The following is a 23,610-nucleotide window of genomic DNA, read 5'->3' as shown; positions in this document are numbered from 1 at the left end:
TCGATGCGGATGCCATCGAGATCGAGCAGCCTTCGCCATCGAATTTCGCGTCCTGCACGATTCCGCCTTCCACCTGCATCGTCAGGTGGATCCGGTCGCCGCACGTCGGGTTGTTCATGTCGATGGTGAGGCCTCCGTCTGCGAGTTCCCCTTTGTTGCGTGGGTTCTTATAGTGGTCCATGATGACCCGCCTGTACAGCTGGTCGAGATTAATGGATGACATCTGAGAAATACTCCTTTGCAATGCGGAGCCCATCTGCGAGGCGGTCGACATCTTCTTCCGTGTTGTACACGTAGAAGCTTGCCCGCGCCGTCGCGGTCGCGCCCAGACGCTTCATGAGCGGCTGCGCGCAGTGATGGCCGGCACGCACGGCGATCCCGTTCATATCAAGAACCGTCGCGACGTCATGCGGATGCACTCCGTCGAGATTGAATGTCACAATGCCTGCACGAAGATCCGGGTCGGCAGGACCGTAGATCGTCAGCCCGTCGATTTCAGACATCTTTTCCATGGCATAGGCCGCAAGATGCTTTTCATGACGGTCGATGTTGTCGAGGCCGATCTCCTGCAGGAAGTCGATCGCCGCACCAAGGCCGATCGCGCCGGCAATGATTGGCGTGCCGCCTTCGAATTTCCACGGAAGCTCTTTCCATGTCGACTCGTACAGGCCGACAAAGTCGATCATTTCACCGCCGAATTCAACCGGCTCCATGTCTTCGAGAAGGGCCTTCTTGCCATACAGGACACCGATGCCTGTCGGTGCACACATCTTGTGTCCGGAAAATGCGAAGAAGTCGCAGTCCAGATCCTGTACATCGACTTTCAGGTGAGGGGCTGCCTGTGCGCCGTCGATCACCATCACCGCACCGTGCCGGTGGGCGATTTCCGCAATCTCCTTGATCGGGTTCTTCGTGCCCAGCACGTTCGACACGTACATCACCGAGACGATTTTTGTCTTTTCAGTGATTGTCTCCTCAACTTTATCGAGCGAGAGGGTACCGTCATCTTCAAGGTCGATGTACTTCAGTGTCGCACCTGTTTCCTTGGCCAGTTGCTGCCACGGAATGATGTTGGAGTGGTGCTCCATCATCGTGATGACGATTTCGTCCCCTTCGGACACATTCGCACGGCCGTAGCTTTGTGCGACCGTGTTGATCGAGGTCGTCGTTCCGCGGGTGAAGATCACTTCCTGGACGGAAGAGGCGTTGATGAAGTCCGCGACTTTTTGGCGCGCGCCTTCATACTCATCAGTCGCCCGGTTGCCCAATGTGTGGACACCGCGGTGAACGTTTGAGTTGTCGTTTTCATAGTAGCGTTTGACCGCTTCGATCACGACATCCGGCTTTTGAGAAGTGGCCCCGCTGTCAAGATAGACGAGCGGATGGCCGTTCACTTGCTGGTTGAGGATCGGGAAGCGTTTTTTGATGTCTTTTGTGATCATCAGCGCACTTTCCTTTCAATAACCTCCGACAGCTGTTTCTTGACGCCTTCGATCGGAAGCTGGGAAACGACAGGTGCCAGGAAGCCGTGGACAATCAGGCGCTCCGCCTCTGTGCGGGAGATTCCCCGGCTCATCAGGTAATAAAGCTGGAGCGGATCGACACGGCCTACGGAAGCGGCGTGGCCCGCCGTCACATCGTCCTCATCAATCAGAAGAATCGGGTTCGCGTCGCCGCGGGCCTTTTCGCTCAGCATGAGTACTCGGGATTCCTGTACTGCATCCGACTTCGATGCACCGTGCTCGATTTTTCCGATGCCGTTGAAGATGGTCGATGCCTCTTCCTTCATGACGCCGTGCTGCAGGATGAATCCTTCTGCGCCCTTGCCCCAGTGTACCGTCTTTGCCGTAACGTTCTGCTTTTGCGTCCCGCGTCCGACCAGTACCGACTTGGAATGGCCGACAGAGCCGTCGCCCACGAGATGGGTCACGTTCTCGTAGATCGTATCGCAGTCGTTCATCAGTCCGAGCGCCCATTCGATCGTGGCATCTCGGCCGGCAAGCCCGCGGCGGTTGATGTAGGAAGTAAAGCCTTCAGCAAGCACGTCCACTGCGCCGTAAGTGATTTTCGCCCCGTCTTCGGCAACGACCTCGGAGATGATGTTGACGAGTCCTTTCGAGTCTTTCGAAAGCGACAGGTAGTTCTCTACATACGTGAGGGAGCTGTTCGTATCAGCCACGATGATCGCGTGGTTGAAGAGGGACACCTCTTCGCCTTCATGCAGGAACAGGACCTGGACCGGCTCTTTTACTTCAACGCCTTTTGGAACATAGACAAAGACGCCGCCGTTCATGAATGCCGCATGCAATGCTGTCAGCTTGTGCTCGTCAACTTTGACTGCATCCTTCATGAAGTATTTCTGAACCAGTTCCGGATGTTCGCGCGCAGCCGTGAAGATGTCGGTCAGGATCACGCCCTGCTCTTTCAGCTCATCCGAGAGCTTGAGGTAGGCCGGCGTATTGTTACGCTGGACATAGATGTTTTTCTGGTTCTCGATATCAATGAGCGCGCGCGCGTCCTGCGGAAGTTCCGCCAGGCCGGTCAGCGGCTCGTCTTTCACTGCATGGACCGGAAATTCGGTGAAGTTCCAGTTTTGGATCTTCGTCTTGTCCGGCTTCGGCAGCTGGAGTGTTTCAGCAAGTTGATAGGCTTCGGAGCGCTTTGACGCGAGCCATTCCGGTTCGCGGTTCGATTCCGAATAGGAACGCACGTCCTCGCCGGTCAATGCCAATTTCGTTTCAACCGTCATTTCGTTCGTCCCCTTCCGTTACGCTTCTTGTCCGACAGTTTCATCTTCGATGCCGAGTTCTTCCTTGATCCAGTCGTAGCCCTGTGCCTCGAGCTTCTGGGCAAGTTCCGGACCGCCGGATTTTACAACACGGCCCTGCATCATCACATGGACCTTGTCAGGCGTGATGTAGTTGAGGAGACGCTGATAGTGCGTGATGATCAGGCAGCCGAAGTTTTCTCCGCGCATTTCGTTGACGCCTTTGGAGACGACTTTCAGCGCATCGATGTCCAGGCCGGAGTCGATCTCATCGAGGATGGCGAATTTAGGCTTCAGCATCATGAGCTGGAGGATCTCGTTGCGCTTCTTCTCCCCGCCGGAGAAGCCTTCGTTCAGATAGCGCTGTGCCATTTCCTGATCCATTTCGAGTGTTTCCATCTTGCTGTCGAGTTCACGGATGAACTTCATCAGAGAAACCTCATCGCCCTCTTCACGCTGTGAATTGATGGCGGAACGGAGGAAGTCGGCATTTGTCACGCCGGAAATTTCGCTCGGGTATTGCATGGCCAGGAAGAGACCTGCCTTGGCACGCTCGTCCACTTCCATTTCAAGGACGTCTTCGCCGTCAAGTGTGACTGTGCCGGCAGTGACTTCATATTTAGGATGCCCCATGATGGCCGATGCGAGCGTGGATTTACCCGTCCCGTTCGGTCCCATGACAGCATGGATTTCGTTTGTATTGATCGTCAGGTCGACGCCTTTCAGGATTTCTTTGCCTTCGATTTCGACGTGCAGACCTTTGATTTCGAGAGTAGACATCCGAATACCTCCAGTATGGACGGCAGTGCCATCCTTATTTATCATCATTCTAATCTTAACTGAAACCGGGAATGCTTGCAAATCATTTAGACAGGTTGGGCAAAACTCCCCTAAAATCGCAGAAACCCTTGAATTCACAGTATGTTTGTCCCAGATGGCCATCATTGAAAGTCATTTTCAATTATCAACTTCCTAATGAGAATGAAAACAGGTTAACAAAAGGACCGGCGCTTAAAGCGGCGGTCCTTTTGCACGGGTTCATTATTTATCGGTCATTGTCTGGTGATGGCCACCCGTCTCCGGCCTCATGCCGAAGCCTTGGCTGAGGGCATATTCCCTCTCCCTCTGTTTCTCCACTTCCAGCTGCAGCTTCGGATTCATGCGGTAATCCTCATAGCCGATGCCGTGCGTACTCCGGAAACTTTGTGCCATCCTGTCCGTATACTCGAGCCTCATGGGGTCGATAATGAACCATTCCTTTCGATTATGCCGGCAATTGCCGGTTTGATTTCCCTTCTAGTGTACCCCAATGACACCCATTGAAACAAGAAGGAAAAGTCAGACTACTTTCGTCCCGGCGGAAGGTGTCGGCGCTGTTTCAGCCGAGGTGGCAAAACGGTCGGTGATGATCGCAAGCGCGCCGTCCCCCGTGACGTTTGTTGCCGTGCCGAAGCTGTCCTGCGCCATGTAGAGGGCAATCATCAGCGCAATCATCGGCTCGGTGAAACCGAGCATCGATGAAAGGAGACCCAGTGCTGCCATGACCGCTCCGCCCGGCACGCCGGGAGCCGCAATCATCGTCACACCAAGGACCGCGATAAACTGGATCATCGGCCCGATCGTCACCGGCATTCCGTTCATGAGCATGACGCCGATTGCACAGGTTGTCAGCGTGATGGTGCTTCCCGACAGATGGATGTTGGCAAATAGCGGTACCGTGAAGTCGACAACCTTGTCGGAAGCACCGGTTTTGCGGGCCTGCCGGACGGTAACGGGAATGGTCGCGGCAGACGATTGAGTGCCGAGAGCCGTGAAGTACGCCGGAGCCATTGTTTTCAGCAGTCTGAACGGGTTGCGGTGCGTCAGCGCGCCTGCGGCCGTGTACTGGACCAGCAGCATAATCAGATGCATGGCAATGATCAGCACGAACACCATCGCGAATACAGAAAGGACGCTTGCCACCTGCCCGGCATACGTCATATTGAGGAAGACACCGAAAATGTGGAACGGCAGCAGCGGGATGATGACACTGCTGATCGTCTTTTCGATCAGCTGCTGGAATTCGTCAAAGACGGACAGCAGCGTTTTGCTTCCGGTAGCCGCCATCCCGATGCCCATCAGGAAAGCGAAGATCAGAGAAGTGAGCACGCCCATGATCGGCTCGATCTCGAGCTCAAAAAATGCAGAGGCCAATGCCTCAGACGGATCGCCGATATTGTCGGCCGCCGGGCTGCCGATCAGTCCCGGAAGCAGGTTGGATGCCACGAATAATGCCAGAATCCCTGCAACAATTGTAGAAAGATACGCCAGGCCCGTCGAAAGTCCGAGCATCTTGGCAGAACCTTTCCCAAGTTTGGCGATGCCGGGTGCGATAAATCCGATAATGATCAGCGGAACGACAAAACTCAGGAATCCGCCAAAGATCATATTAAATGTCGCTCCGAGTTCCACGAACCAGAGCCCGTACTTTTCCGGGATTTTGTTAAGGAGCGAGCCGATACCGACCGCCAGCGCAATGGCGATGATGATCCGGCCAAGCAGACCGATTTTCTTCATGATGACTGTTCCCCCTAAAAAGACACTTGTTTTTCTGATGTGACCACTTTACCACACTCCCCCACCCATTAGTAGTCCTGGCCACATATTCAGAATACATTTACTTGTGAGCGGTTACAACAGGAAATGACAGGCAGGCAACAAAAAAGCCGCCGTGCCGGGCATCTCCTTCAGAGTCCCGGCACGGCGGCTTTAGATTTGTTTATTTAAATCATGTTACTCCCCGTCGACCGGAACGACCGAGCCGCCCCATTCTTCGACGATGAAGTCCTGGATTTCCTCGGAGCGGAGCACGTCCACCAGTGCCTTGATTTCTTCTTTTTCTTCGTCACCGCTGCGGACGGCGATCACGTTGACGTAAGGGGATTCGGAATCCTCAAGTGCAATGGCGTCTTCCAGCGGGTTGAGTCCTGCATCGATCGCATAGTTGGAGTTGATGAGGATCGCATCGCCTTCTTCCTGGTTGTAGAGCTGAGGCAGGAAGGATGCTTCATAGTCCGCGTCAAACTGCAGGTTTTTCGGATTTTCCACGATATCCTTGACTTCCGCTGCAGTTTTGTCGACCTCTTCATCCAGTTTGATGAGACCTTGGCTTTCCAGCATGGAAAGGATCCGGCCATGGTCGGCTACCGAGTTGCTCATGAGGATCGTCGCGCCTTCCGGCAGGTCCTCGAGGGAGTCATACTTTTTGGAATAGATGCCGATCGGCTCGATGTGGATGCCGCCTGCATTGACGAAGTCATAGCCGTGGTCCGCCATCTGGGTTTCAAGGTAAGGAATGTGCTGGAAATAGTTCGCGTCGATTTCTTCGGATTCGAGGTCCTCGTTCGGTAGAACGTAGTCCTGGTAAGTTTCGATTTCCAGCTCGATGCCTTTTTCCTCAAGAAGCGGCTTCGCCTCTTCCAGGATGAGGGCATGCGGGACATTGGACGCGCCGACTACCAGCTCTTTTGGCTCTTCTGTGTTTTCTCCGCCTTCGGATGTTCCGGAAGATGTGTCATCCCCGCCTGCACCGCATGCGGCGAGAGCGATTGTGCCTGTTGCCAAAAATAGACCTGCTGCAAACTTCTTCATGATTGTTTCCCCCTTGGGTTCTATGAGTTTTTAATGGATCAATATCAGCGTTTGTCCGTCCGCTTGACCAGGATGTCTCCAATCCACTGGATGGCAAAGACAATGATCAGGATCAGGATGGTTGCGACAATCGTGACGTCGGTCCGGCTTCTCTGGAATCCGTCCAGGTAAGCCAGGTTGCCGAGGCCGCCAGCCCCGATAATGCCGGCCATCGCCGTATAGCCGACGAGCGCGATGGCCGTCACGGTGATGCCCGAGATCAGCGCCGGCATCGATTCCGGCAGAAGCACCTTCCGGATGATTGTCCAGGTTGTGGCTCCCATCGAACGGGCAGCCTCAATGACGCCCTTATCGATTTCTGCAAGCGCAATCTGGACCATCCGCCCGTAAAACGGCGCGGATCCGATGATCAGTGCCGGCAGCGCCGCATTCGGCCCGCGGATGGAACCGAGCAGGAACTTCGTGAGCGGGATCAGCAAAATGATCAGAATAATGAACGGAATCGACCGGAAGATGTTGACGAATGCCGCCGTGATCAGGTTCGAGATCCGGTTCTGATAAATGCCTTTCGGTCCCGTCAGGAAAAGCAGGATGCCGAGCACAAGACCGATCAGGAAAGTGAACAGTGTGGCAACTGCAGTCATGTAAAGCGTCTCAAGAGTCGCTTCCCACATCTTCTCCCAGTCAACGTTCGGAAACAGTTGTTCAATCACGTTCGATCACCTCTGTTTCCACGCCTTCCGAATGAAGGAACTCCACCGCTTTTGCGACCGCCGCCTCATCGCCCGCCAAATTCAGGATGATGGAGCCGAAGGTACCGCCGTGAGTCTGCGAGACGTTGGCCTGAAGGATGTTGACGTCAATGTCGAATGTCCGGATCAGGCGGGCCAGTACCGGCTCTCCTGTCCGTTCGCCGACAAAGCCGAGACGGATCAGTGTGCCGTCCGGATTTTCCCGGACAAGCTGCCCGATCGCCTGCTTGATGTCATGCGTTTCGGTCACCTGGGACACGAACCGCTTCGTGATCGGCTGCTGCGGCGAGCGGAACACCTGGAGCACATCGCCCATTTCGACGACACGTCCCGCTTCCATGACGGCAACCCGGTGGCAGATTTTCCGGATGACATGCATCTCATGCGTGATGAGCACAATCGTCAGGTTCAGCCGCTTGTTGATGTCGGTCAGGAGATCAAGGATCGAATCGGTCGTTTCCGGGTCAAGCGCCGATGTGGCTTCATCACAAAGCAGGACATCAGGTTCATTGGCAAGTGCCCGGGCAATTCCGACACGCTGCTTTTGCCCACCGGAAAGCTCCGACGGATAAGCATCTTCCCGTCCTTCCAGTCCGACAAGCCGAATCAGCTCACGGACCCTTGGCTCCCGGTCAGCTTTTTTTACGCCCGCAATCTCAAGCGGAAAAGCGATATTCTCCGCTACCGTGCGGGACCAGAGCAGGTTGAAGTGCTGGAAAATCATGCTGACTTTCTGGCGCGCTTTCCTGAGGTCCGCTCCGGAGATCGATGACATCTCCATGCCGTTTACCGTCACACGTCCGCCGGTCGGCTTCTCCAGGCCGTTCAGCATGCGGATCAATGTGCTTTTGCCGGCACCGCTGTATCCGATGATGCCGAATATTTCGCCTTCCCGAATCTCCAGGTCGACCGCGTCGACGGCCGTAAGCGACCGGTTGGAAAGACGGAACTGCTTGGTTATTTGTTCTAACTTGATCATGTGGTCACCTCTGCAATAAAAAGACCTGTCTGCTTGCAGGCAGACAGGTCGCGCAACCGACCCGTATCCGGTCAGTGCATTTCCTCTCATCTGCCAAAGCGCTTGCGCTTTGAGTGATTTGGCACCATTTCACGTTTCCGTGACGGTTGCCGGGCTTCATCGGGCACGTCCCTCCGCCGCTCTCAATAAGAGTGTTCCGTATTCGTTTCTGTTCATCCGTCCTGCGGATGACTGATGGATGAAACTATATCACAGCTGACTGTTTTGGTCAACTCAATTTCTCATAGAGGTGCGGGACCGACCGGAACGCATAGATTTTTTCTACCGGCTGCCCCTCTTTTGAAACCAGGAGGCACGGAACACTCTCCACACCGAACTGGGCGGCCACCTCCTCGTGATAATTCAGGTCTGCCTTGCCGAGTTTGACATCGGGAAGGAGCTGTTCCACAACCTCCATCATCTTCGAGGCCACCTGGCACGTCCCGCAGAGGGGAGTATAGAGATAAAAGGCGGCTGTGGCCGGGCTCTTTGTTGCTTCTTCAAATTGCTGCAGATTCCATTCTTCCACCATGCTCATCCTTTACAGCAGAAATTCTGTTTTAATCTCGATGTTTGCCGAAAGCAGTTCCTCTGCCAGCACCCGGAGAGGCGTGGTCGCCACCTCCCGGTAGACCCGGTCCGTATAGAGATGGCGTGCTTCCGGGTATTCCCGCCTGAGAAGCGCCCGCAATTTCTCCCCGGAGCGGTCCGCGTCAAAAAACGCGAATATATCCGCACCTTCATACGGTTCAAGAAGTTCTTCAATCCTTGTCGGGCTTGCCGTCCCGTTCGTGCAGATGATGTCAATCGGTTCATCCAGAAGCGGGGCGATCCGTTTCCTGTCAGAGCTGCCTTCGACGATAATCACTTTTTCGGTCATCCTGATCCCTCCGCGAGCACACCATGATGTCAGGCCGCATCCGGAGCAGGCGCCGATTCCGGTCGCGATCCTTTATATTAGAAGATGCAAAAAACGCCGGAAGATGCCGGCGTTTCCTGCATGCAGGTCAGCCCTGCGTCATTTGATCATATTGTTCTGCGGACATCAGTTTGTCGATCTCTGAAGAGTCGGACGGTTCGATGACGACCATCCATGCCTTTTCATATGGAGATTCGTTGACGAACTCAGGGCTGTCCTCGAGATCTTCGTTCACTTCAACGACAGTGCCGCTGATCGGTGCATACAGTTCGGATACAGTCTTAACCGACTCTACGCTTCCGAATGGCTCGTCCGCTTTGATTTCATCGCCGACTTCAGGCAGCTCGACGAATACAATGTCGCCAAGTTCGGCCTGAGCGAAGTGTGTGATTCCGATGCGCGCCTTGCCGTCTTCCGTCTTAACCCATTCGTGTTCTTCGGAGTAGCGAAGTTCTGTTGGTGTGCTCATTCTGACCCCTCCAGGAATAAATTAACCATCCATCTCAGTTTGCCATACAGCGGCCGGAAACTCAATAGTCGCTTAATTCCAGGCGGATTCAAAGTCCGCTTCGCGGAATCCGACGGTCGCCTTTTCCCCGTCGTAGACGATCGGGCGCTTGAGCAGCATCCCGTCAGAGGCGAGAAGGCGGATCTTCTCGTCGTCCGACATTTCCGGCAGGCGGTCCTTAAGCCCGCTCTCACGGTATACTTTCCCGCTGGTGTTGAAGAATTTCTTAAGCTCCAATCCGCTTGCCGAGATGATTTCCCGGAGCTGTTCCTCTGCAGGCGGAGCCTCTTTGATGTTGAACTCCTCATAGGTCACGCCGTGCTCATCCAGCCACTTTTTCGCCTTGCGGCAGGTGGTGCATGTCGGATACCCATAATAGGTGATTGCCATTCCCTTGCCTCCCTGCATGTTCTCTTGGACTCAGTATAACAAAAAGAATGCCCGTTCTGCCTGATAAGCAGACCGGGCACTTTGGAATAACTGAATCAGACTGTGTATTTCAGGGCTTCGTTCAGCTTATCTGCCGCTTCGCGCTTCAGAGGGATCAGGTTCTTCGGCGTGTAGCGGGTGAGCTTGCGGAGAGCAGACAGCATCATGCGCTGGTTGTCTCCCTCGACGGAGGCGACGAGCACTTCTTTGGCTTCCTGTTCGATGCGCTGCATCGCTTCCTGGGAGAAGATTTCCGTGTATAGGATCTTCTGCCGGGACTTTTCTTCACCATCGCGGCGGATTGCCTTTTCCGAGCGGAGCAGAGCTGATTCCATCGCGAAGATGTCATTGGCGATGTTGGCGATGTTGACGAGGACTTCCTGCTCGTCTTCCAGCTTCGTACCAAAGCGCTGTGCTGCCATGCCGGCCGCGAGAAGGCCGATTTTCTTGGCGTTCTTCACGAGGATCTTCTCCTGCGCCAGCGCTTCGTCACCCGGTTCTTCCGGCATCATCATGAGCAGCTCTTCCTGGAGCGACTGGGCCTTCTGCAGTAGCGGAAGCTCCCCTTTCATCGCTTTCTTGAGGAATGTGCCAGGCACCAGGAGACGGTTGATCTCGTTCGTGCCTTCAAAGATGCGGTTGATGCGGGAGTCGCGGTACGCGCGCTCGACTTCATATTCCTGCATATAGCCGTAGCCACCGTGGAGCTGGACCGCTTCGTCGACGACATGGTCAAGCGTCTCGGAACCGACCACTTTGTTGATGGAGCACTCGATGGCATATTCCGCGATGGCCGCAGCAACTTTCCGGCCATCCTTCTGGTCTTCCTCGCTCATCTGCCCCATGCGATCGTCGAAGTAGCCGACCGTGCGGTAGATCAGGCTTTCCGTCGCGTACAGTTCGGATGCGAGCGTTGCGATCTTTTCCTTGGTCAGGTTGAAGGAAGCGATGCTGCGCTTGAACTGCTGGCGCTCATTCGTATATTTGATTGCGAGTTCGAGCGCACGCTTGGATCCTCCAACGCCGCCGATGCCGAGTTTGTAGCGCCCGATGTTCAGGATGTTGAACGCGATCACATGGCCGCGGCCTTTTTCGCCGAGCAGGTTCTCCACCGGAACTTCCGCGTCTTCGAGGATCAGCGTACGTGTCGAGGAGGACTTGATCCCCATCTTCTTTTCTTCCGCGCCCACAGAAACTCCGGGATAGTCCTTCTCGACGATGAAAGCGGTAAAGTGCTCGCCGTCGATCTTCGCATAGACGACGAAGACATCCGCGAATCCGGAGTTCGTGATCCACTGCTTCTCCCCGTTCAGGATATAATGCGTACCCGCTTCATTAAGCTTCGCCGTCGTCCGCGCGCCGAGCGCGTCCGATCCGGACCCCGGCTCGGTCAGCGCATACGCGAAGATCTTTTCTGCCGTGACCGATGCCGGCAAGTATTTCTTTTTCTGTTCCTCGTCTCCGAAAAGGACGATCGGCAGCGTTCCGATTCCGACATGGGCGCCGTGGGTAACGGAGAATCCGCCGGCGACGGACAGTTTTTCCGTAATCAGCGCGGAGGAGATCTTGTCGAGCCCGAAGCCGTCATATTCCTCCGGAATGTCCGCTCCGAGAAGACCGAGTTCCCCTGCAGACTTCAGGAGCCGCACAGAGTTCTCAAATTCATGGTTTTCCAGTTTATCAATGACCGGGATGACTTCGTTTTTGACATACTCCTCCGTCGTCTTGGCGATCATCTTATGCTCTTCCGTGAAATCCTCCGGCGTGAACACCTGATCCGCATCGATGTCCTCGATGAGGAATGCCCCGCCTTTGACGAGCGCCTTATCCTTTGTTTCAGCCATATCCGTTTCCTCCTTGTTCTTTTTTGGTTTTATATCAAATTGCTTTTTACTTTATCGTCGTTTAGCTGCGCAGGACGGCTTATGCCTGTCGGGCCTAATCAGCCGCCCTCCGCACTTACTTTATCCGGCTCCAGGCGGCAGGCCCTCGGGGTCATAAGTGGTCACGCTCCGCGGATCAGGATCCGCTGCGCATGCCCCCTTATGCCTGTCGGGCCTAATCAGCCGCCTTCCGCACTTATTCTATCCGGCTGCGGGCGGCAGGCCCTCGGGGTCATAAGTGGTCACGCTCCGCGGATCAGGATCCGCTGCGCATGCCCCCTTATGCCTGTCGGGCCTAATCAGCCGCCCTCCGCACTTAATTACAACATTTCAAATACGCCTGCGGCGCCCATTCCGCCGCCGATGCACATGGTGACGACGCCGAATTGTTCGTTGCGGCGCTTGAGCTCGTTCATGAGCTTCAGCGTCAGGATGGTGCCCGTCGCGCCAAGCGGGTGGCCGAGTGCGATGGCGCCGCCGTTGACGTTGACGATGTCTTCATCCAGGCCCAGGTGCCGGATGACCTGGATCGACTGCGAGGCGAAGGCTTCGTTCAATTCCCACAGGTTGATGTCTTCAACCGACAGGCCGGCAAGCTTCAGCGCTTTCGGCACAGCCTCGATCGGTCCGATGCCCATCACTTCCGGCGGAACACCGCCGACTGCGAACGAGCGGAACTTGGCGATCGGCTTCAGTCCTTCGGCTTCCGCTTTTTCGCGGTCCATGATCAGGACCGTGCCCGCTCCGTCCGATGTCTGGGAAGCGTTCCCCGCCGTGACCGATCCTTTCACATTAAACGCCGGGCGCAGCTTCGCGAGGGTTTCCATGTTGGTGCCTTCGCGTACGCCTTCATCCATATCAAAGGTGAAGGTCTCCTCCTTCAGTTTGCCGTCCGGACCGACTGCGCGACGCGTCACTTCGACCGGCACAATTTCATCCTTGAACCTGCCCTCCCGGATGGCGGCAGCGGCACGCTCGTGGGAGCGGACCGCGAATGCATCCTGGTCCTCCCGGCTCACGCCATATTTCATCGCGACCTGCTCTGCGGTGTGGCCCATGCCCATATAATATTCAGGCGCCGTTTCCGCGAGTGTTGCGTTCGGGCGAATCGTGTTGCCCATCATCGGCACCATGCTCATCGATTCGGTGCCGCCCGAAAGGACGGTATCTGCGTGGCCGAGCATGATCTGGTGGGCGCCTGTTGCAATCGTCTGAAGACCGGACGAACAGAACCGGTTGACCGTCACGGCCGGCACGGTATCCGGCAGTCCGGCAAGCCCGCCGATCAGGCGGGCGACGTTCATGCCCTGTTCCGCTTCGGGCATCGCGCATCCGACAATGAAGTCGTCGATCGGCCCGTCATATCCTCCGGCACGCCGGAGCGTCTCTTTCACCGTCAGCGCGGCAAAGTCGTCCGGACGGACCGTTGCCAGGGACCCTTTCTTAGCTTTTCCGACCGGCGTCCTCGCACCGGCCACGATTACTGCTTCACGCATGGTTCATCCTCCTCCGTCTGCCCTCCGCTCAGTTGCGGAGCGGCTTGCCTTTCAAGAGCATGTGCTGCATCCGCTGCTGGGATTTCGGTTCTGCCACAAGCTGCAGGAACGCTTCCCGCTCCAGGTCGAGCATGTATTGTTCATCAACTTCGGTTCCGTACGGCACTTTACCGCCGGACAGCACGTAAGCTAGCTTCTTCGCAATCTTCAGGTCATGGTCACTGATGTATCCGGAAAGGTGCATGCCTTCAGCGCCGACAATCATCGCGGCATAGCCCGGCTCGCCCGCAACAGGCACAGTCCGCCTGGAAGGCGGCGTATAGCCTGCTTCAAAGAGGGCAAGGGCGGCCTGCTTCGCATCATGGATCTGATGGTCCCGGTTGGCGCTGACGCCATCCGCCTTGCCGAGGAAATTGTTCTCGCGCGCTTCCGCTCCGGATGTCGAAACCTTTGCCATCGCAATCGTCTCGAACACTTTCGCGGCGATGTCGACGTAGTCCGCCTTGACGCCGTTCGGCATTCCTTCAAGATGTTTGCGGTAAAGGCTGATATTGCCGCCACCGCCCGGAATTAGCCCGACGCCGGTTTCCACAAGCCCGATATACGTTTCCATCGTCGCCTGGATATGCGCAGCAGGCAGCGTGATCTCCGCTCCCCCGCCGAGAGTCATTCCATGAGGTGCGGCGACGACCGGCTTTTTCGAATAGCGGACCTTCATCATGGCGTTTTGGAAAGACTTGATCATAAAGTCCAATTCGAAGATGTTGTCGTCCTGAGCTTCCATGAGGATCATGCCGAGGTTCGCCCCGACGGAGAAGTTTTTGCCCTGGTTGGCGATGACAAGGCCTTTGTATTGATCGTTGTTCTCCACTTCCTCAAGCGAGTCGAGCAACATCTTGATCACGTCCGGACCCAGTGAGTTTGCCTGTGAAGTGAATTCGAGCAGTGCAACACCATCACCCAGATCGATCAGGCTTGCTCCGCTGTTTTTCTTGATGACACCGTTTTGGGTCTTCCACTTTTTCAGGTCGATCTCTTTTTCATTCATTTGAACAGGGGTGTAACCTTCCCCGTCAAAGTATTTCAGGACACCTTCTTCCGTTTTGTAGAAGGCGGTATTTCCGGAATCCAGCAGTTTCTGTACGAACGCCGGGATGCCGTGGCCTTCTTCCTTCATCCGCTTGACGGACTTTTCAACGCCGATGGCATCCCAAAGTTCAAACGGTCCCTGTTTCCAGCCGAATCCCCACTTCATTGCGTTGTCGATCGAGGCAATATCGTCCGCAATCTCCCCGACTTTCTCCGCAGAATAAATCAGTGTCGGTGCCAGGATGTTCCAAAGAAGTTCGCCCGCGCGGTCTTTTGCGTAAACGAGCGTCTTCAGCCTGCCATCGCCTTTTTGCTGCTTCGCGGCCTCGATGGAAGGCGCTTTCAGCTTCTTCTGCGGCGAGTACTCGAGCGTGGCAGGGTCAATCTCGCTGATTTCCTTGCCTTCCTTCAGATAGAAGCCCTGCTTCGTCTTGGCGCCCAGCCAGCCGTTTTCGACCATTTTCACGAGGAAGTCCGGCGTGCGGAACACTTCCTTCTCCTTACCCTCCGTCTGGTCATATACGTTCTTCGCAACATGGACGAACGTGTCGAGTCCGACGACATCGAGCGTGCGGAAGGTGGCCGACTTCGGGCGGCCAATGAGCGTTCCGGTGACCGAATCGACTTCACCGACCGAGTAGCCGCGCTCCATCATTTCACGGAGTGTGATCAGGAGCCCGTATGTCCCGATCCGGTTGCCGATGAAGTTCGGCGTATCCTTGGCGATGACGACCCCCTTGCCGAGCCGGTCCTCCCCAAAGCGGACCATGAAGTCCAGCACTTCCGGCGCCGTCTCGTTCGTCGGAATGACTTCGAGCAATTTCAGATAGCGCGGCGGGTTAAAGAAGTGGGTGCCGAGGAAATGCTTTTTGAACCCTTCAGACCGCCCTTCCGCCATAGCTTCGATGCTGATGCCCGACGTATTCGAGGAGACAATCGCATGCTCCGAACGGACCCCTTCGATTTTGTCGTAAAGCGCTTTCTTGATCTCCAAGTTTTCAACGACCACTTCGATGATCCAGTCCACATTCTTCAGCTTCTCGAGATCGTCTTCCAGATTCCCTGTCGAGATGCGCGAGAGGCTTTCCTTGGATGCAAGCGGTGCCGGCTTCTGCTTTTTCATGTTTTTGAGTGCCTGGTCCGTCAGCCTGTTGCGGACCGTTTTGTCTTCAAGTGTCAGACCCTTGGCTTCCTCGTCTGCTGTCAGTTTGTTCGGCACGATATCCAATAGCAGGACAGGAATGCCGATGTTCGCGAGATGGGCCGCGATTCCGGAGCCCATCACCCCGGAGCCGATGACGGCGGCCTGATTGATTTGGTGAGCCACGTGATTGCCTCCTTCTATCTTGAATGAATGCTCATTCATTTCATTGCCAAAAAAATAGGCAACTGCTTTATTCATAGTTTAGAATATTTCACCACAATGTGCAACATGACCAAAAGAAAAAAATGAATTTCCGCTCATCTTTTTGATTCATGGGGACATCCTAGCTTTAAATCATGCAAAAGAGGAGGACCTGACATGGGCATCTTCTCCAAGCCGGCCATCAAAAACGGGAATGAATCCAATCCGGCACCCGAGCTGTTCAAGTCCGATACCGTCACCACCCGGAACATCGGAGACCTTGCAAGGATCATGGAGCTCTGCAAATTGTGCGCGAAAATGTACGGTGCGGCTGCCGCATCAACCAAACTCCCTGATCTGAAGAAAGAATTCGAGAGTATCCAGCAGGATCATCTTAAACAGGCAAGCGACATTCTGGAATTCCTGAAAAAAGAGAGGGATCAGGCACAATGACCGATAAAGAAACCGGCAAAGAAGAGGATCAACAGCAAGACCAGGCAACCGAAAAGAAAAAAAACCAGGAATCAGAAGCCTCCAAGAACCAGCAGGGCCAAAATGATGGTTCCCTGAACGATAAGGAAATGGCCATCCTCCTTCTAAGAATGGAGGAACAGCTTTGTCAGCTCTATTTGCAGGCAGATAATGAAACGTACAGCAGCAAGCTCGAGTCCCTTCTCTCCAGTTTTCTGCAGAACGCCAACAGCAACAGGAGGAACCTGTGCGACCTGATCACCCGGCACGGATGGATGACGCCGGAAGCCGCCAAACGGGAGGATTTCGAGAAAGTCATCCAAAAATTCGAAGGGTCTGCACCGCCCGTCGTCTGAAACAAGTGGCTACCCACTTCCCCGCGGAACAGTGTACACTATCCGTATGGGAGGGATAGAGATGGAAAAAATCACGACAGCAGAACAGTTCAATGAAATCATCAACAACCCGGAGCAATCACTGATCAAGTTTGACGCAAGCTGGTGCCCGGACTGCCGGCGGATGGACATGTTCATCGGGCCGATCGAAGAAAAGTACAATCAGTTTACATGGTATGAAGTGGACCGGGACGCGCTTCCGGAAATCGCGGACAAGCATGAAGTGATGGGCATCCCGAGCCTGCTTGTGTTCAAGGACGGCGAGAAAAAGGCCCATCTCCACAGTGCAAATGCCAAGACACCGGATCAGGTGACCACATTCCTCGACAGCTACAATGCATAACCTGTAAGGAAGGCGACCGCCTTCCTTTTTTGTATGCCCTTCAGTTTGCGTTATAATCAGTGCAAACGTTAAGACGGAGGAGGACCGGCATGGGTCTGATTGAGTCATTCAGGGGAAAGTCGCAGTATGATCCGGATATTGACCCGGCTCAGCAAAACTCCGCCTGCGGGCCGGTGACGGCATACACGATGATCGGCCATCTTCTTGGTGCCTGTCCGATGTCCGTTTCGGATCTTTATCGGTCATTCGGCGGGACACCTCTCGGACTGTCCGTTCGGAAGTTTATCAAAGGCGCTTCCCGGCTTCTCGGAAACGGATGGACCGTCAGGAGATGTTCGCTTGATGAATTAAAAGAAGAAGTCATCGCCGGACGTCCGGTGGCTGCGAAATTTGACAAGTGGTTTTCTTTCCGCTGGTTCGGCAACTATACCTTTGCCTATCACTGGGTGCCGGTCGTCGGCTTCAGCGAGGAAAACGGAGATACCATCCTCATCGTACATGACAACGGGGGCCGCGGGCGTCCCAGCCGGATACGCCGGGTATCCCACTCCCGGAACCGTCCGATCCTCACCTTTGTCCGGATGACTCCTGCCCACTGAACACAGAGAAAACCGCCGCAGCCGATGTGAACTGCAGCGGTTTTCCTATCAAGGTTCTCAAGAGAACGGCCACTCTTCCTGTTCCCCGGTTTCCGGGAAAAGGTTCAGGAGCCGCTTGGCGGCGGTCGGGTACCCCTCTGCCTCGAGAGCCTGTACAGTATCCGGTCCGTATTCCGGCACTTTCAGTTCGTCCATGTCAGCATCAAATACTACGTGGCAGTCGATTTCGGCCAATTCACGGGACAGATGGAGCATATCCAGCTGTTCGGTGATTTTTTTCCGGACAGCGGGCTTCAGGTCTTCAAGATGCTGGAGCACACCTTCCACGGAACCGTATTCCAGGATCAGGCCTGTCGCTGTTTTCGGGCCAATTCCTTTCACGCCTGGATAGCCGTCACTGGAATCACCCATGAACGCCTTCAGATCGACGAACTGCCCGGGCTCGAAACCGTACTCCTCCCGAAAGCGCTCGTCTGTATAGATGTCAAATACCGTCTGTCCCTTTTTCATGAAGGCAATCCGGACGCCGGGGGCGAGCAGCTGCAGCAGGTCCCTGTCACCGGAGATGACCATGATATCCGCCTCGTCTTTCCAGCGCATGATCAGCGAACCGATCAGATCGTCCGCCTCCACGCCGTTCATGCCGTAGCTTTTCCAGCCCAGCAGGTAGGCAGACTCCCTTCCCATATCAAATTGCGGTTTCATCTCTTCCGGGGGCTCCGGACGGTTCGCCTTGTAGCCCTCATACAGGTCATTCCGGAAAGTATAAGCCCCCATGTCCCAGCAGACGGCGATATGGGTCGGCCGGAACATGGACTGTGCGGACAGGGCGTGGCCCAAAAAGCCCTGGACGGCATTTGTCGGAATCCCCTCTGCATTCCTCATAAAGCGGCCATGTACAGACGTTGCAAAAAAGGCCCTGAACAGAACCGCCATCCCATCGATCAGCAGCAGTTTCGGCCGCTCCGTCCTTTTTCCGCTTTCCGCTCCCGTTTTCTCCAACGTATTCATGCCATCACCTTTTCCTCATTGCGTTCCTTCCATCATACCTCAGGAACCGGATCCTGTGTCGGAATTGAGGCCCGAAATCCTGGCTTCCTCCAGAAGCCGGCGCTCTATCTTGGCGATGTCACAGCTGAATATCCGGTCTTCCGTGAGCGGCGGAATGATTTCGGACAGAGCGTCCCACTTTTGCCGGAGTGCGGGAGACATTTTTTCCTTCCCCCGGATGGCGCAAGCCTGGAACGCACAAAATGCCTCGACTGCCAGCACCCGCCTCACGTTTCCGACAATCCGGGCGGCGTGCCGGGCTGCAGTTGTTCCCATGCTGACATGGTCTTCCTGATTGGCCGAGGACGGAATGGAGTCGACAGAAGCCGGATGGGCCAGCGTCTTGTTCTCGGATACAATGCTTGCCGCAGCATACTGAAGGATCATGGCACCCGACTGCAGCCCCGGCTCCGGGCTGAGAAACGGCGGCAATCCTGCATTGAGCTGAGGATTGACGAGCCGCTCGGTCCGACGCTCCGAGATACTTGCAAGTTCGGACATGCCGATCTTCAGAAAATCCATTGCAAAGGCCACCGGCTGCCCATGGAAATTCCCTCCGGAAACGATGGTCTCTCCTTCGTCAAAAATAAGCGGATTGTCCGTCGCCGCGTTGAATTCGATCTCAAGCTTTTCCCTGACATAGTCCAGCACCTGCCAGGTCGCCCCGTGCACCTGCGGAATGCAGCGGATCGAATAGGCATCCTGTACCCGCAGCTCCCCCTGGCGCGTCGTGAGACGGCTTCCATCCAGCCAATTCCTCATCCGCACGGCCACCGCGGTCTGCTCCGGGTACCCCCTAGCCTCATGAACGGCCGGATGGAACGCATCCGTAATCCCCCTAAGAGCCTCCATCGTCATCCCTGCGATCCACTCGGACTGCAAGGCGAGCTGTTCGGCTTCCAGAAAGGCGAGCGCGCCGCAGGCTGTCATCGCCTGAGTGCCGTTGATGAGGGCAAGCCCTTCCTTCGCCTGGAGGCGGACAGGCCGGATGCCCCGCCTCTCCCATGCCTGAGCAGCAGGCATGGGGATTCCACCCAGGACGGCTTCCCCTTCCCCGATCAGCACGAGCGCCAGATGTGCAAGCGGAGCCAGATCCCCAGATGCTCCGAGGGATCCCTGGCTAGGAATGACGGGTGTGATCCGTTGATTCACCATGTCACGCAGCCGCTCAAGCACGACCGGACGGATCCCCGAATGCCCCTTCAGGAGCGCGTTCAGCCGCAAGACAGCCATTGTACGGGCCACCTCTTCCCGAAATGGCTCGCCGAGTCCGCACGCATGGGACCGGATCAGATGAAGCTGGAGCGCTTCCGTATCCTCCGCATTAATCTTTACATCACTGAATTTGCCGAAGCCGGTATTGATGCCGTATGCCGTCCGCCCATCCGCGATGATCCGCTCAACGGCATCCCGGCTTTTCATTACTTTTCTCATAGCCTCAGGACAGATCTTCACCTGTTCCCTGCCGATGATGATCTGTTTCAGCTTTCCAAGGGTCAGCCCGCTCCCAGTCAGTGTGATCATCACTTCCACCCCTTCAATTTTTATCTTACAGGAAACTGATAGCGCTTACATCGGCTACCGATGATTTCCTGCCCTATTAATAAGCCAGCCGTTTACCCGATAAAAGGAAGTCATCGTTTCGTCACATCGATTTAGGGTATTGGAAGTTGATGATACAAGAAAAGAAAGGAAACCGGACAAATTTCCATCAGCCCGGTTTCATCCTGAATCAGGAAGTGCAAAATGATGATAAGGACGCGGCTTTTCCATTCAGCCAAGCCGCATCCTTGACAGTCACCGGAAATTTGCGTTAAGGTCGGTCACTGTGTGCACGTTTCCCGAAAATCGAATCATATTGGAGGGATTATATGAAGAAAGTATCCAGTGTATTTTGGATCGCAGTTGTACTCGTACTTTTCGCAGTTGGCTATGGGACCTTCGCTCCTGAAAGTTTTGAACAGGTCACCAGTTCCATGACTGCCTTTATCACATCCTCATTCGGCTGGTATTATCTGCTGATCGTGACGGTAATCGTAATCTTCTGCCTTGCCATGATCGTCAGCCCGCTCGGAAAAATGCGTTTGGGCAAGCCGGAAGATCGCCCGGAATTCTCGACAATCAGCTGGTTTGCCATGCTGTTTTCCGCCGGCATGGGAATCGGGCTGGTTTTCTGGGGTGCGGCAGAGCCGTTATCCCACTTTGCGATTGATCCTGCAACGGAAGAACCGGGAACAAGAGAAGCATTTACTGAATCAATGCGCTACACCTTCTTCCATTGGGGAATCCATGCATGGGCGGTCTACGGTCTGGTCGCGCTGGCCCTGGCCTATTTCCAGTTCCGGCGCGGTTATCCAGGACTGATATCATCCACCTTGCGCCCTATTTTCGGCGAAGAGAGAATGAACGGGGCGCTCGGCAAACTGATTGATGTACTGGCAGTATTCGCGACCGTATTCGGCGTCGCCACAACACTCGGATTCGGTGCCATCCAGATCAATGGCGGGCTATCTTATCTGTGGGACATCCCGGTAAGCCTCGGTGTCCAGACGATCATCATTATCATCGTCACCATCCTCTTTTCGATTTCCGCCTGGTCCGGGCTCAGCAAAGGCATCAAGATCCTGTCCAACACGAACTTGATTTTAGCAGTGATTCTCCTTGGCCTTGTTCTCACGGTCGGACCGACCCTGCTCATCATGAATATGTTTACCGACTCGATCGGTTCGTATATCCAGAACCTGCCGCGCATGAGCTTCCGGTCGGCACCGCTTAACTCAGATGCGCGGGCATGGATCGACGGATGGACCATTTTCTATTGGGCATGGTGGATCTCCTGGTCGCCGTTTGTCGGCATCTTTATCGCACGGGTATCGCGCGGCCGGACCATCAGGGAATTCCTGACGGGTGTCCTGCTCCTCCCTACGATCGTGAGCTTTTTCTGGTTCTCGGTGTTCGGCGTGACGGCCATTGATGTCCAGAATTCCGGCACAGATCTGACCGGCCTTCTGACGGAAGAGACGCTGTTTGGAGTGTTTGAACAGTTGCCGATGTTCTGGATCCTGTCCATTGTTGCCATACTGCTGGTCGCCATCTTCTTTATCACTTCGGCGGACTCGGCCACATTTGTTCTGGGCATGCAAACGACCTACGGTTCGCTGACACCATCGAACGCGGTGAAATTGACTTGGGGCGCCCTGCAGGCAACTATCGCAATCATCTTGCTGTATGCGAATGGCCTGACCGCCCTCCAGAACTCACTGATCATCGCGGCATTGCCGTTCTCAGTCATTATGATGATGATGATGCTGTCCCTGATCAAGGCGATGTCAAACGATCATAAGAAACTTCTCAAAACAGAGGAATGGAAAAAGAAGCGACCTTAAATCAGCAACAGGGCCATCCCGGAAAAAGGGATGGCCCTGTTTTTATGGGGAGACCGCCCGGCCTGCCCTTCGGGCGCTTGCATAGGATACGGAAGATTGCCGGAAGGAGTGGAATCATGGTTAACAGACCTGGAGGAGGAGACATGTGGGAGTCTCCGATGGATTGGCTGCCATGGGATGATAGCCCGGATTGGGATGACAGGCGTAGAGGAAGGCCTGGCAACCCCGGCGGACCGGGAAGACCGGGAAGACCGGGAAGGCCGCCCCAGCCCCCTGTACCTCAGGCGGTTGATCCCGGAGCGATCCGCAGGTGTCTCAATCGCGTGACAGATGTCCGTCTCGAGAACGGACAACGATTCTGGTTCTTCCCGACATTCGTCGGGCGCCGCTCCGTCGCAGGATTCAGATGGCGTTCGAGACAGCGCCGCTGGGAGTATTTCGGAATCGACCTTGACGAAATCCGTTCATTCTCCTGCCGCCGCTGACGCTTAGGTATGAAAAGCCCCCTCAATGATGAGGGGGCTTGAATCGTTATGGTTGTCACCATAGTTATGGAGACGGCGGGATTCGAACCCGCGTCCAGAGACTCCAACACTCCGGCTTCTACGCGTGTAGCTGATCTATTGAAGTTCGCGCGGCATTCTGCCGGTCAGCAGGCGTCCTGCGCGCTATCCTGTTAATCTCTTACGTCAGCCTCAGGCGGCGGACAGACGTCGTATCCCACTGATAAGTGAGTCCTCAGATGCCACATGGGCGATGGAACCGGAGGACCGTTTCAGCAGCTTACGCTGCGAAAGCGAGGTTGTTGTTAGTTTTGCCAGTTATTGTTAAATGTCGTTGATACGGAGCCGACCCTCCGACGCGCAACCGGAGCTCAGACCATCCCTGTCGAATCCAAAACGTCCCCGTTTGGGAAGAATGGAAATCCTGAATAGGATTAGTGAAACTCGGTATACTGGCAATCTGTAACCTTATTATAGGGTATTTTGCGCCAAATGGCAAGCGGAGGGCACTCAGTACTGCTTCGCCGCTTGCAGGCGGAGCGCATTTAATATTGTTGCTTCGCCTTGAATGCCCGTTCCATCTCGCGCTTGTGCTCTTTCTTCTTCAGGTCTTCCCGTTTGTCGTACTTCTTCTTGCCTTTTGCCACGCCGATCAGCACTTTTGCATAGCCGTTCTTGATGTACATTTTCAATGGGATGATTGAGAATCCCTCTTCCTTCGTCTTGCCGATCAGCTGGCTGATCTGCTTTTTGTGAAGCAGCAGTTTCCTGGCGCGGAGAGGATCGTGATTGTACCGGTTCCCCTGCTCATACGGGCTGACGTGCATATTCGAGATCCACGCCTCATTGTTCCGGATCCGGATAAAGGCATCCCTCAGCTGGACTTTGCCGTTCCGGATGGACTTGATCTCGGTCCCCTGTAGGACGATTCCCGCTTCAATGGTATCTTCGATAAAGTAATCATGTCCGGCTTTCTTGTTTTGTGCCAGGACACGCTGGTCATTTCCTTTTGCCATCGGTTTCCCCC

General features: G+C 55.1%; 24 protein-coding genes, 1 other RNA gene and 1 riboswitch. Of the genes, 6 read left to right on the top strand and 19 right to left on the bottom strand.

Features of this window, described 5'->3' with window-relative positions; all coding sequences use genetic code 11:
- The 15 genes from sufU to C772_RS12110 form a co-directional block, all read right to left on the bottom strand.
- The coding region (sufU, locus tag C772_RS12185) for a Fe-S cluster assembly sulfur transfer protein SufU (protein ID WP_035002353.1) at positions 1-223 on the bottom strand (223 nt) is incomplete at its 3' end.
- Entirely contained in the window at positions 210-1,442 is a 1,233-nt protein-coding gene (locus C772_RS12180) for a cysteine desulfurase (RefSeq protein WP_008300346.1), read from the bottom strand. The genes sufU and C772_RS12180, both read right to left, overlap by 14 nt.
- Positions 1,442-2,749, bottom strand: a complete 1,308-nt coding sequence (sufD, locus tag C772_RS12175; RefSeq protein WP_008300345.1) for a Fe-S cluster assembly protein SufD — start codon at positions 2,747-2,749, stop codon at positions 1,442-1,444. The genes C772_RS12180 and sufD overlap by 1 nt, the downstream gene beginning before the upstream one ends.
- An 18-nt stretch (positions 2,750-2,767) precedes the next feature.
- Entirely contained in the window at positions 2,768-3,547 is a 780-nt protein-coding gene (sufC, locus tag C772_RS12170; RefSeq protein WP_008300344.1) for a Fe-S cluster assembly ATPase SufC, read from the bottom strand.
- A 558-nt stretch (positions 3,548-4,105) separates the two neighbouring features.
- On the bottom strand, positions 4,106-5,323 hold the full coding sequence (locus C772_RS12160; protein ID WP_008300342.1) for a dicarboxylate/amino acid:cation symporter: 1,218 nt from the start codon (positions 5,321-5,323) through the stop codon (positions 4,106-4,108).
- Positions 5,324-5,539: 216 nt separating this feature from the next.
- On the bottom strand, positions 5,540-6,397 hold the full coding sequence (locus C772_RS12155; RefSeq protein ID WP_008300341.1) for a MetQ/NlpA family ABC transporter substrate-binding protein: 858 nt from the start codon (positions 6,395-6,397) through the stop codon (positions 5,540-5,542).
- Between the two features lie 44 nt (positions 6,398-6,441).
- A complete protein-coding gene (locus C772_RS12150; protein WP_008300340.1) occupies positions 6,442-7,110 on the bottom strand; it encodes a methionine ABC transporter permease in 669 nt (222 codons plus the stop codon).
- Positions 7,103-8,128 carry a methionine ABC transporter ATP-binding protein gene (locus C772_RS12145; RefSeq protein WP_008300338.1) on the bottom strand — a complete coding sequence of 342 codons (1,026 nt, stop codon included), beginning with the start codon at positions 8,126-8,128 and terminating at the stop codon, positions 7,103-7,105. Before C772_RS12145 ends, C772_RS12150 begins: the two co-directional genes overlap by 8 nt.
- An 83-nt stretch (positions 8,129-8,211) precedes the next feature.
- Positions 8,212-8,320, bottom strand: a riboswitch (SAM riboswitch).
- Positions 8,321-8,396: 76 nt separating this feature from the next.
- Entirely contained in the window at positions 8,397-8,696 is a 300-nt protein-coding gene (locus C772_RS12140; RefSeq protein ID WP_035002370.1) for a thioredoxin family protein, read from the bottom strand.
- Positions 8,697-8,708: 12 nt separating this feature from the next.
- Positions 8,709-9,047: a toprim domain-containing protein gene (locus C772_RS12135; RefSeq protein ID WP_008300334.1), complete on the bottom strand. Its 339-nt coding sequence runs from the start codon at positions 9,045-9,047 to the stop codon at positions 8,709-8,711.
- Between the two features lie 127 nt (positions 9,048-9,174).
- Complete coding sequence (gcvH, locus tag C772_RS12130; RefSeq protein WP_008300332.1) at positions 9,175-9,555, bottom strand: glycine cleavage system protein GcvH; 381 nt, start codon at positions 9,553-9,555, stop codon at positions 9,175-9,177.
- A gap of 72 nt (positions 9,556-9,627) precedes the next feature.
- Positions 9,628-9,984, bottom strand: coding sequence for an arsenate reductase family protein (locus C772_RS12125; RefSeq protein ID WP_008300330.1), 357 nt, complete (start codon positions 9,982-9,984; stop codon positions 9,628-9,630).
- A 95-nt stretch (positions 9,985-10,079) separates the two neighbouring features.
- Positions 10,080-11,867 carry an acyl-CoA dehydrogenase family protein gene (locus C772_RS12120; RefSeq protein ID WP_008300328.1) on the bottom strand — a complete coding sequence of 596 codons (1,788 nt, stop codon included), beginning with the start codon at positions 11,865-11,867 and terminating at the stop codon, positions 10,080-10,082.
- A 359-nt stretch (positions 11,868-12,226) separates the two neighbouring features.
- Positions 12,227-13,402 carry an acetyl-CoA C-acetyltransferase gene (locus tag C772_RS12115; RefSeq protein WP_008300326.1) on the bottom strand — a complete coding sequence of 392 codons (1,176 nt, stop codon included), beginning with the start codon at positions 13,400-13,402 and terminating at the stop codon, positions 12,227-12,229.
- A gap of 28 nt (positions 13,403-13,430) precedes the next feature.
- Positions 13,431-15,818, bottom strand: a complete 2,388-nt coding sequence (locus C772_RS12110) for a 3-hydroxyacyl-CoA dehydrogenase/enoyl-CoA hydratase family protein (RefSeq protein WP_008300323.1) — start codon at positions 15,816-15,818, stop codon at positions 13,431-13,433.
- A 195-nt stretch (positions 15,819-16,013) separates the two neighbouring features.
- Here C772_RS12110 and C772_RS12105 point away from each other — a divergent pair, with 195 nt between their 5' ends.
- The 4 genes from C772_RS12105 (at position 16,014) to C772_RS12090 (ending at position 17,644) form a co-directional block, all read left to right on the top strand.
- On the top strand, positions 16,014-16,289 hold the full coding sequence (locus tag C772_RS12105) for a hypothetical protein (protein ID WP_008300321.1): 276 nt from the start codon (positions 16,014-16,016) through the stop codon (positions 16,287-16,289).
- Positions 16,286-16,663 carry a hypothetical protein gene (locus tag C772_RS12100; RefSeq protein ID WP_008300320.1) on the top strand — a complete coding sequence of 126 codons (378 nt, stop codon included), beginning with the start codon at positions 16,286-16,288 and terminating at the stop codon, positions 16,661-16,663. The genes C772_RS12105 and C772_RS12100 overlap by 4 nt, the downstream gene beginning before the upstream one ends.
- A 61-nt stretch (positions 16,664-16,724) precedes the next feature.
- A complete protein-coding gene (locus C772_RS12095) occupies positions 16,725-17,045 on the top strand; it encodes a thioredoxin family protein (RefSeq protein WP_008300318.1) in 321 nt (106 codons plus the stop codon).
- A gap of 89 nt (positions 17,046-17,134) precedes the next feature.
- Complete coding sequence (locus tag C772_RS12090) at positions 17,135-17,644, top strand: C39 family peptidase (protein ID WP_008300316.1); 510 nt, start codon at positions 17,135-17,137, stop codon at positions 17,642-17,644.
- A gap of 57 nt (positions 17,645-17,701) precedes the next feature.
- Here the strand turns inward: C772_RS12090 and C772_RS12085 are convergent, their stop codons facing one another.
- The gene (locus C772_RS12085) at positions 17,702-18,655 is read right to left on the bottom strand and encodes a 5'-3' exonuclease (protein WP_008300314.1); all 954 of its coding nucleotides are present in this window, start codon (positions 18,653-18,655) and stop codon (positions 17,702-17,704) included.
- Between the two features lie 39 nt (positions 18,656-18,694).
- Positions 18,695-20,218: a histidine ammonia-lyase gene (gene hutH, locus C772_RS12080; protein WP_008300312.1), complete on the bottom strand. Its 1,524-nt coding sequence runs from the start codon at positions 20,216-20,218 to the stop codon at positions 18,695-18,697.
- 347 nt (positions 20,219-20,565) lie between these two features.
- On the opposite strand from hutH, the gene C772_RS12075 reads away from it, so the two are divergent.
- Both C772_RS12075 and C772_RS16880 read left to right on the top strand, forming a co-directional pair.
- Positions 20,566-22,080 (top strand): glycine betaine uptake BCCT transporter, encoded by a 1,515-nt coding sequence (locus C772_RS12075; protein WP_008300310.1) that lies wholly within the window; start codon positions 20,566-20,568, stop codon positions 22,078-22,080.
- A 323-nt stretch (positions 22,081-22,403) separates the two neighbouring features.
- A complete protein-coding gene (locus C772_RS16880) occupies positions 22,404-22,565 on the top strand; it encodes a hypothetical protein (RefSeq protein ID WP_407637217.1) in 162 nt (53 codons plus the stop codon).
- Positions 22,566-22,629: 64 nt separating this feature from the next.
- On the opposite strand, the gene ssrA is transcribed toward C772_RS16880, so the two are convergent.
- Positions 22,630-22,987, bottom strand: a transfer-messenger RNA (tmRNA) gene (gene ssrA, locus C772_RS16175).
- A gap of 141 nt (positions 22,988-23,128) precedes the next feature.
- A complete protein-coding gene (smpB, locus tag C772_RS12065) occupies positions 23,129-23,599 on the bottom strand; it encodes an SsrA-binding protein SmpB (RefSeq protein WP_008300307.1) in 471 nt (156 codons plus the stop codon).
- Positions 23,600-23,610 lie beyond the last annotated feature (11 nt).

Source organism: Bhargavaea cecembensis DSE10 (assembly GCF_000348905.1).
Taxonomy (GTDB): domain Bacteria; phylum Bacillota; class Bacilli; order Bacillales_A; family Planococcaceae; genus Bhargavaea; species Bhargavaea cecembensis.
Note: the sequence above shows the minus strand (reverse complement) of the source record. Positions and strands in the feature narration are given on the sequence as shown.

Coding starts and splice junctions, on each gene's coding strand:
- gcvH (WP_008300332.1), bottom strand. CDS start 9,555: ATGAGCACACCAACAGAACTTCGCTACTCCGAAGAACACGAATGGGTT.
- C772_RS12075 (WP_008300310.1), top strand. CDS start 20,566: ATGAAGAAAGTATCCAGTGTATTTTGGATCGCAGTTGTACTCGTACTT.
- C772_RS12145 (WP_008300338.1), bottom strand. CDS start 8,128: ATGATCAAGTTAGAACAAATAACCAAGCAGTTCCGTCTTTCCAACCGG.
- C772_RS12125 (WP_008300330.1), bottom strand. CDS start 9,984: ATGGCAATCACCTATTATGGGTATCCGACATGCACCACCTGCCGCAAG.
- sufC (WP_008300344.1), bottom strand. CDS start 3,547: ATGTCTACTCTCGAAATCAAAGGTCTGCACGTCGAAATCGAAGGCAAA.
- C772_RS12155 (WP_008300341.1), bottom strand. CDS start 6,397: ATGAAGAAGTTTGCAGCAGGTCTATTTTTGGCAACAGGCACAATCGCT.
- C772_RS12095 (WP_008300318.1), top strand. CDS start 16,725: ATGGAAAAAATCACGACAGCAGAACAGTTCAATGAAATCATCAACAAC.
- C772_RS12105 (WP_008300321.1), top strand. CDS start 16,014: ATGGGCATCTTCTCCAAGCCGGCCATCAAAAACGGGAATGAATCCAAT.
- C772_RS12115 (WP_008300326.1), bottom strand. CDS start 13,402: ATGCGTGAAGCAGTAATCGTGGCCGGTGCGAGGACGCCGGTCGGAAAA.
- smpB (WP_008300307.1), bottom strand. CDS start 23,599: ATGGCAAAAGGAAATGACCAGCGTGTCCTGGCACAAAACAAGAAAGCC.
- C772_RS12180 (WP_008300346.1), bottom strand. CDS start 1,442: ATGATCACAAAAGACATCAAAAAACGCTTCCCGATCCTCAACCAGCAA.
- C772_RS12090 (WP_008300316.1), top strand. CDS start 17,135: ATGGGTCTGATTGAGTCATTCAGGGGAAAGTCGCAGTATGATCCGGAT.
- C772_RS12135 (WP_008300334.1), bottom strand. CDS start 9,047: ATGACCGAAAAAGTGATTATCGTCGAAGGCAGCTCTGACAGGAAACGG.
- C772_RS12100 (WP_008300320.1), top strand. CDS start 16,286: ATGACCGATAAAGAAACCGGCAAAGAAGAGGATCAACAGCAAGACCAG.
- hutH (WP_008300312.1), bottom strand. CDS start 20,218: ATGATCACACTGACTGGGAGCGGGCTGACCCTTGGAAAGCTGAAACAG.
- C772_RS12120 (WP_008300328.1), bottom strand. CDS start 11,867: ATGGCTGAAACAAAGGATAAGGCGCTCGTCAAAGGCGGGGCATTCCTC.
- C772_RS12160 (WP_008300342.1), bottom strand. CDS start 5,323: ATGAAGAAAATCGGTCTGCTTGGCCGGATCATCATCGCCATTGCGCTG.
- sufD (WP_008300345.1), bottom strand. CDS start 2,749: ATGACGGTTGAAACGAAATTGGCATTGACCGGCGAGGACGTGCGTTCC.
- C772_RS12085 (WP_008300314.1), bottom strand. CDS start 18,655: ATGAATACGTTGGAGAAAACGGGAGCGGAAAGCGGAAAAAGGACGGAG.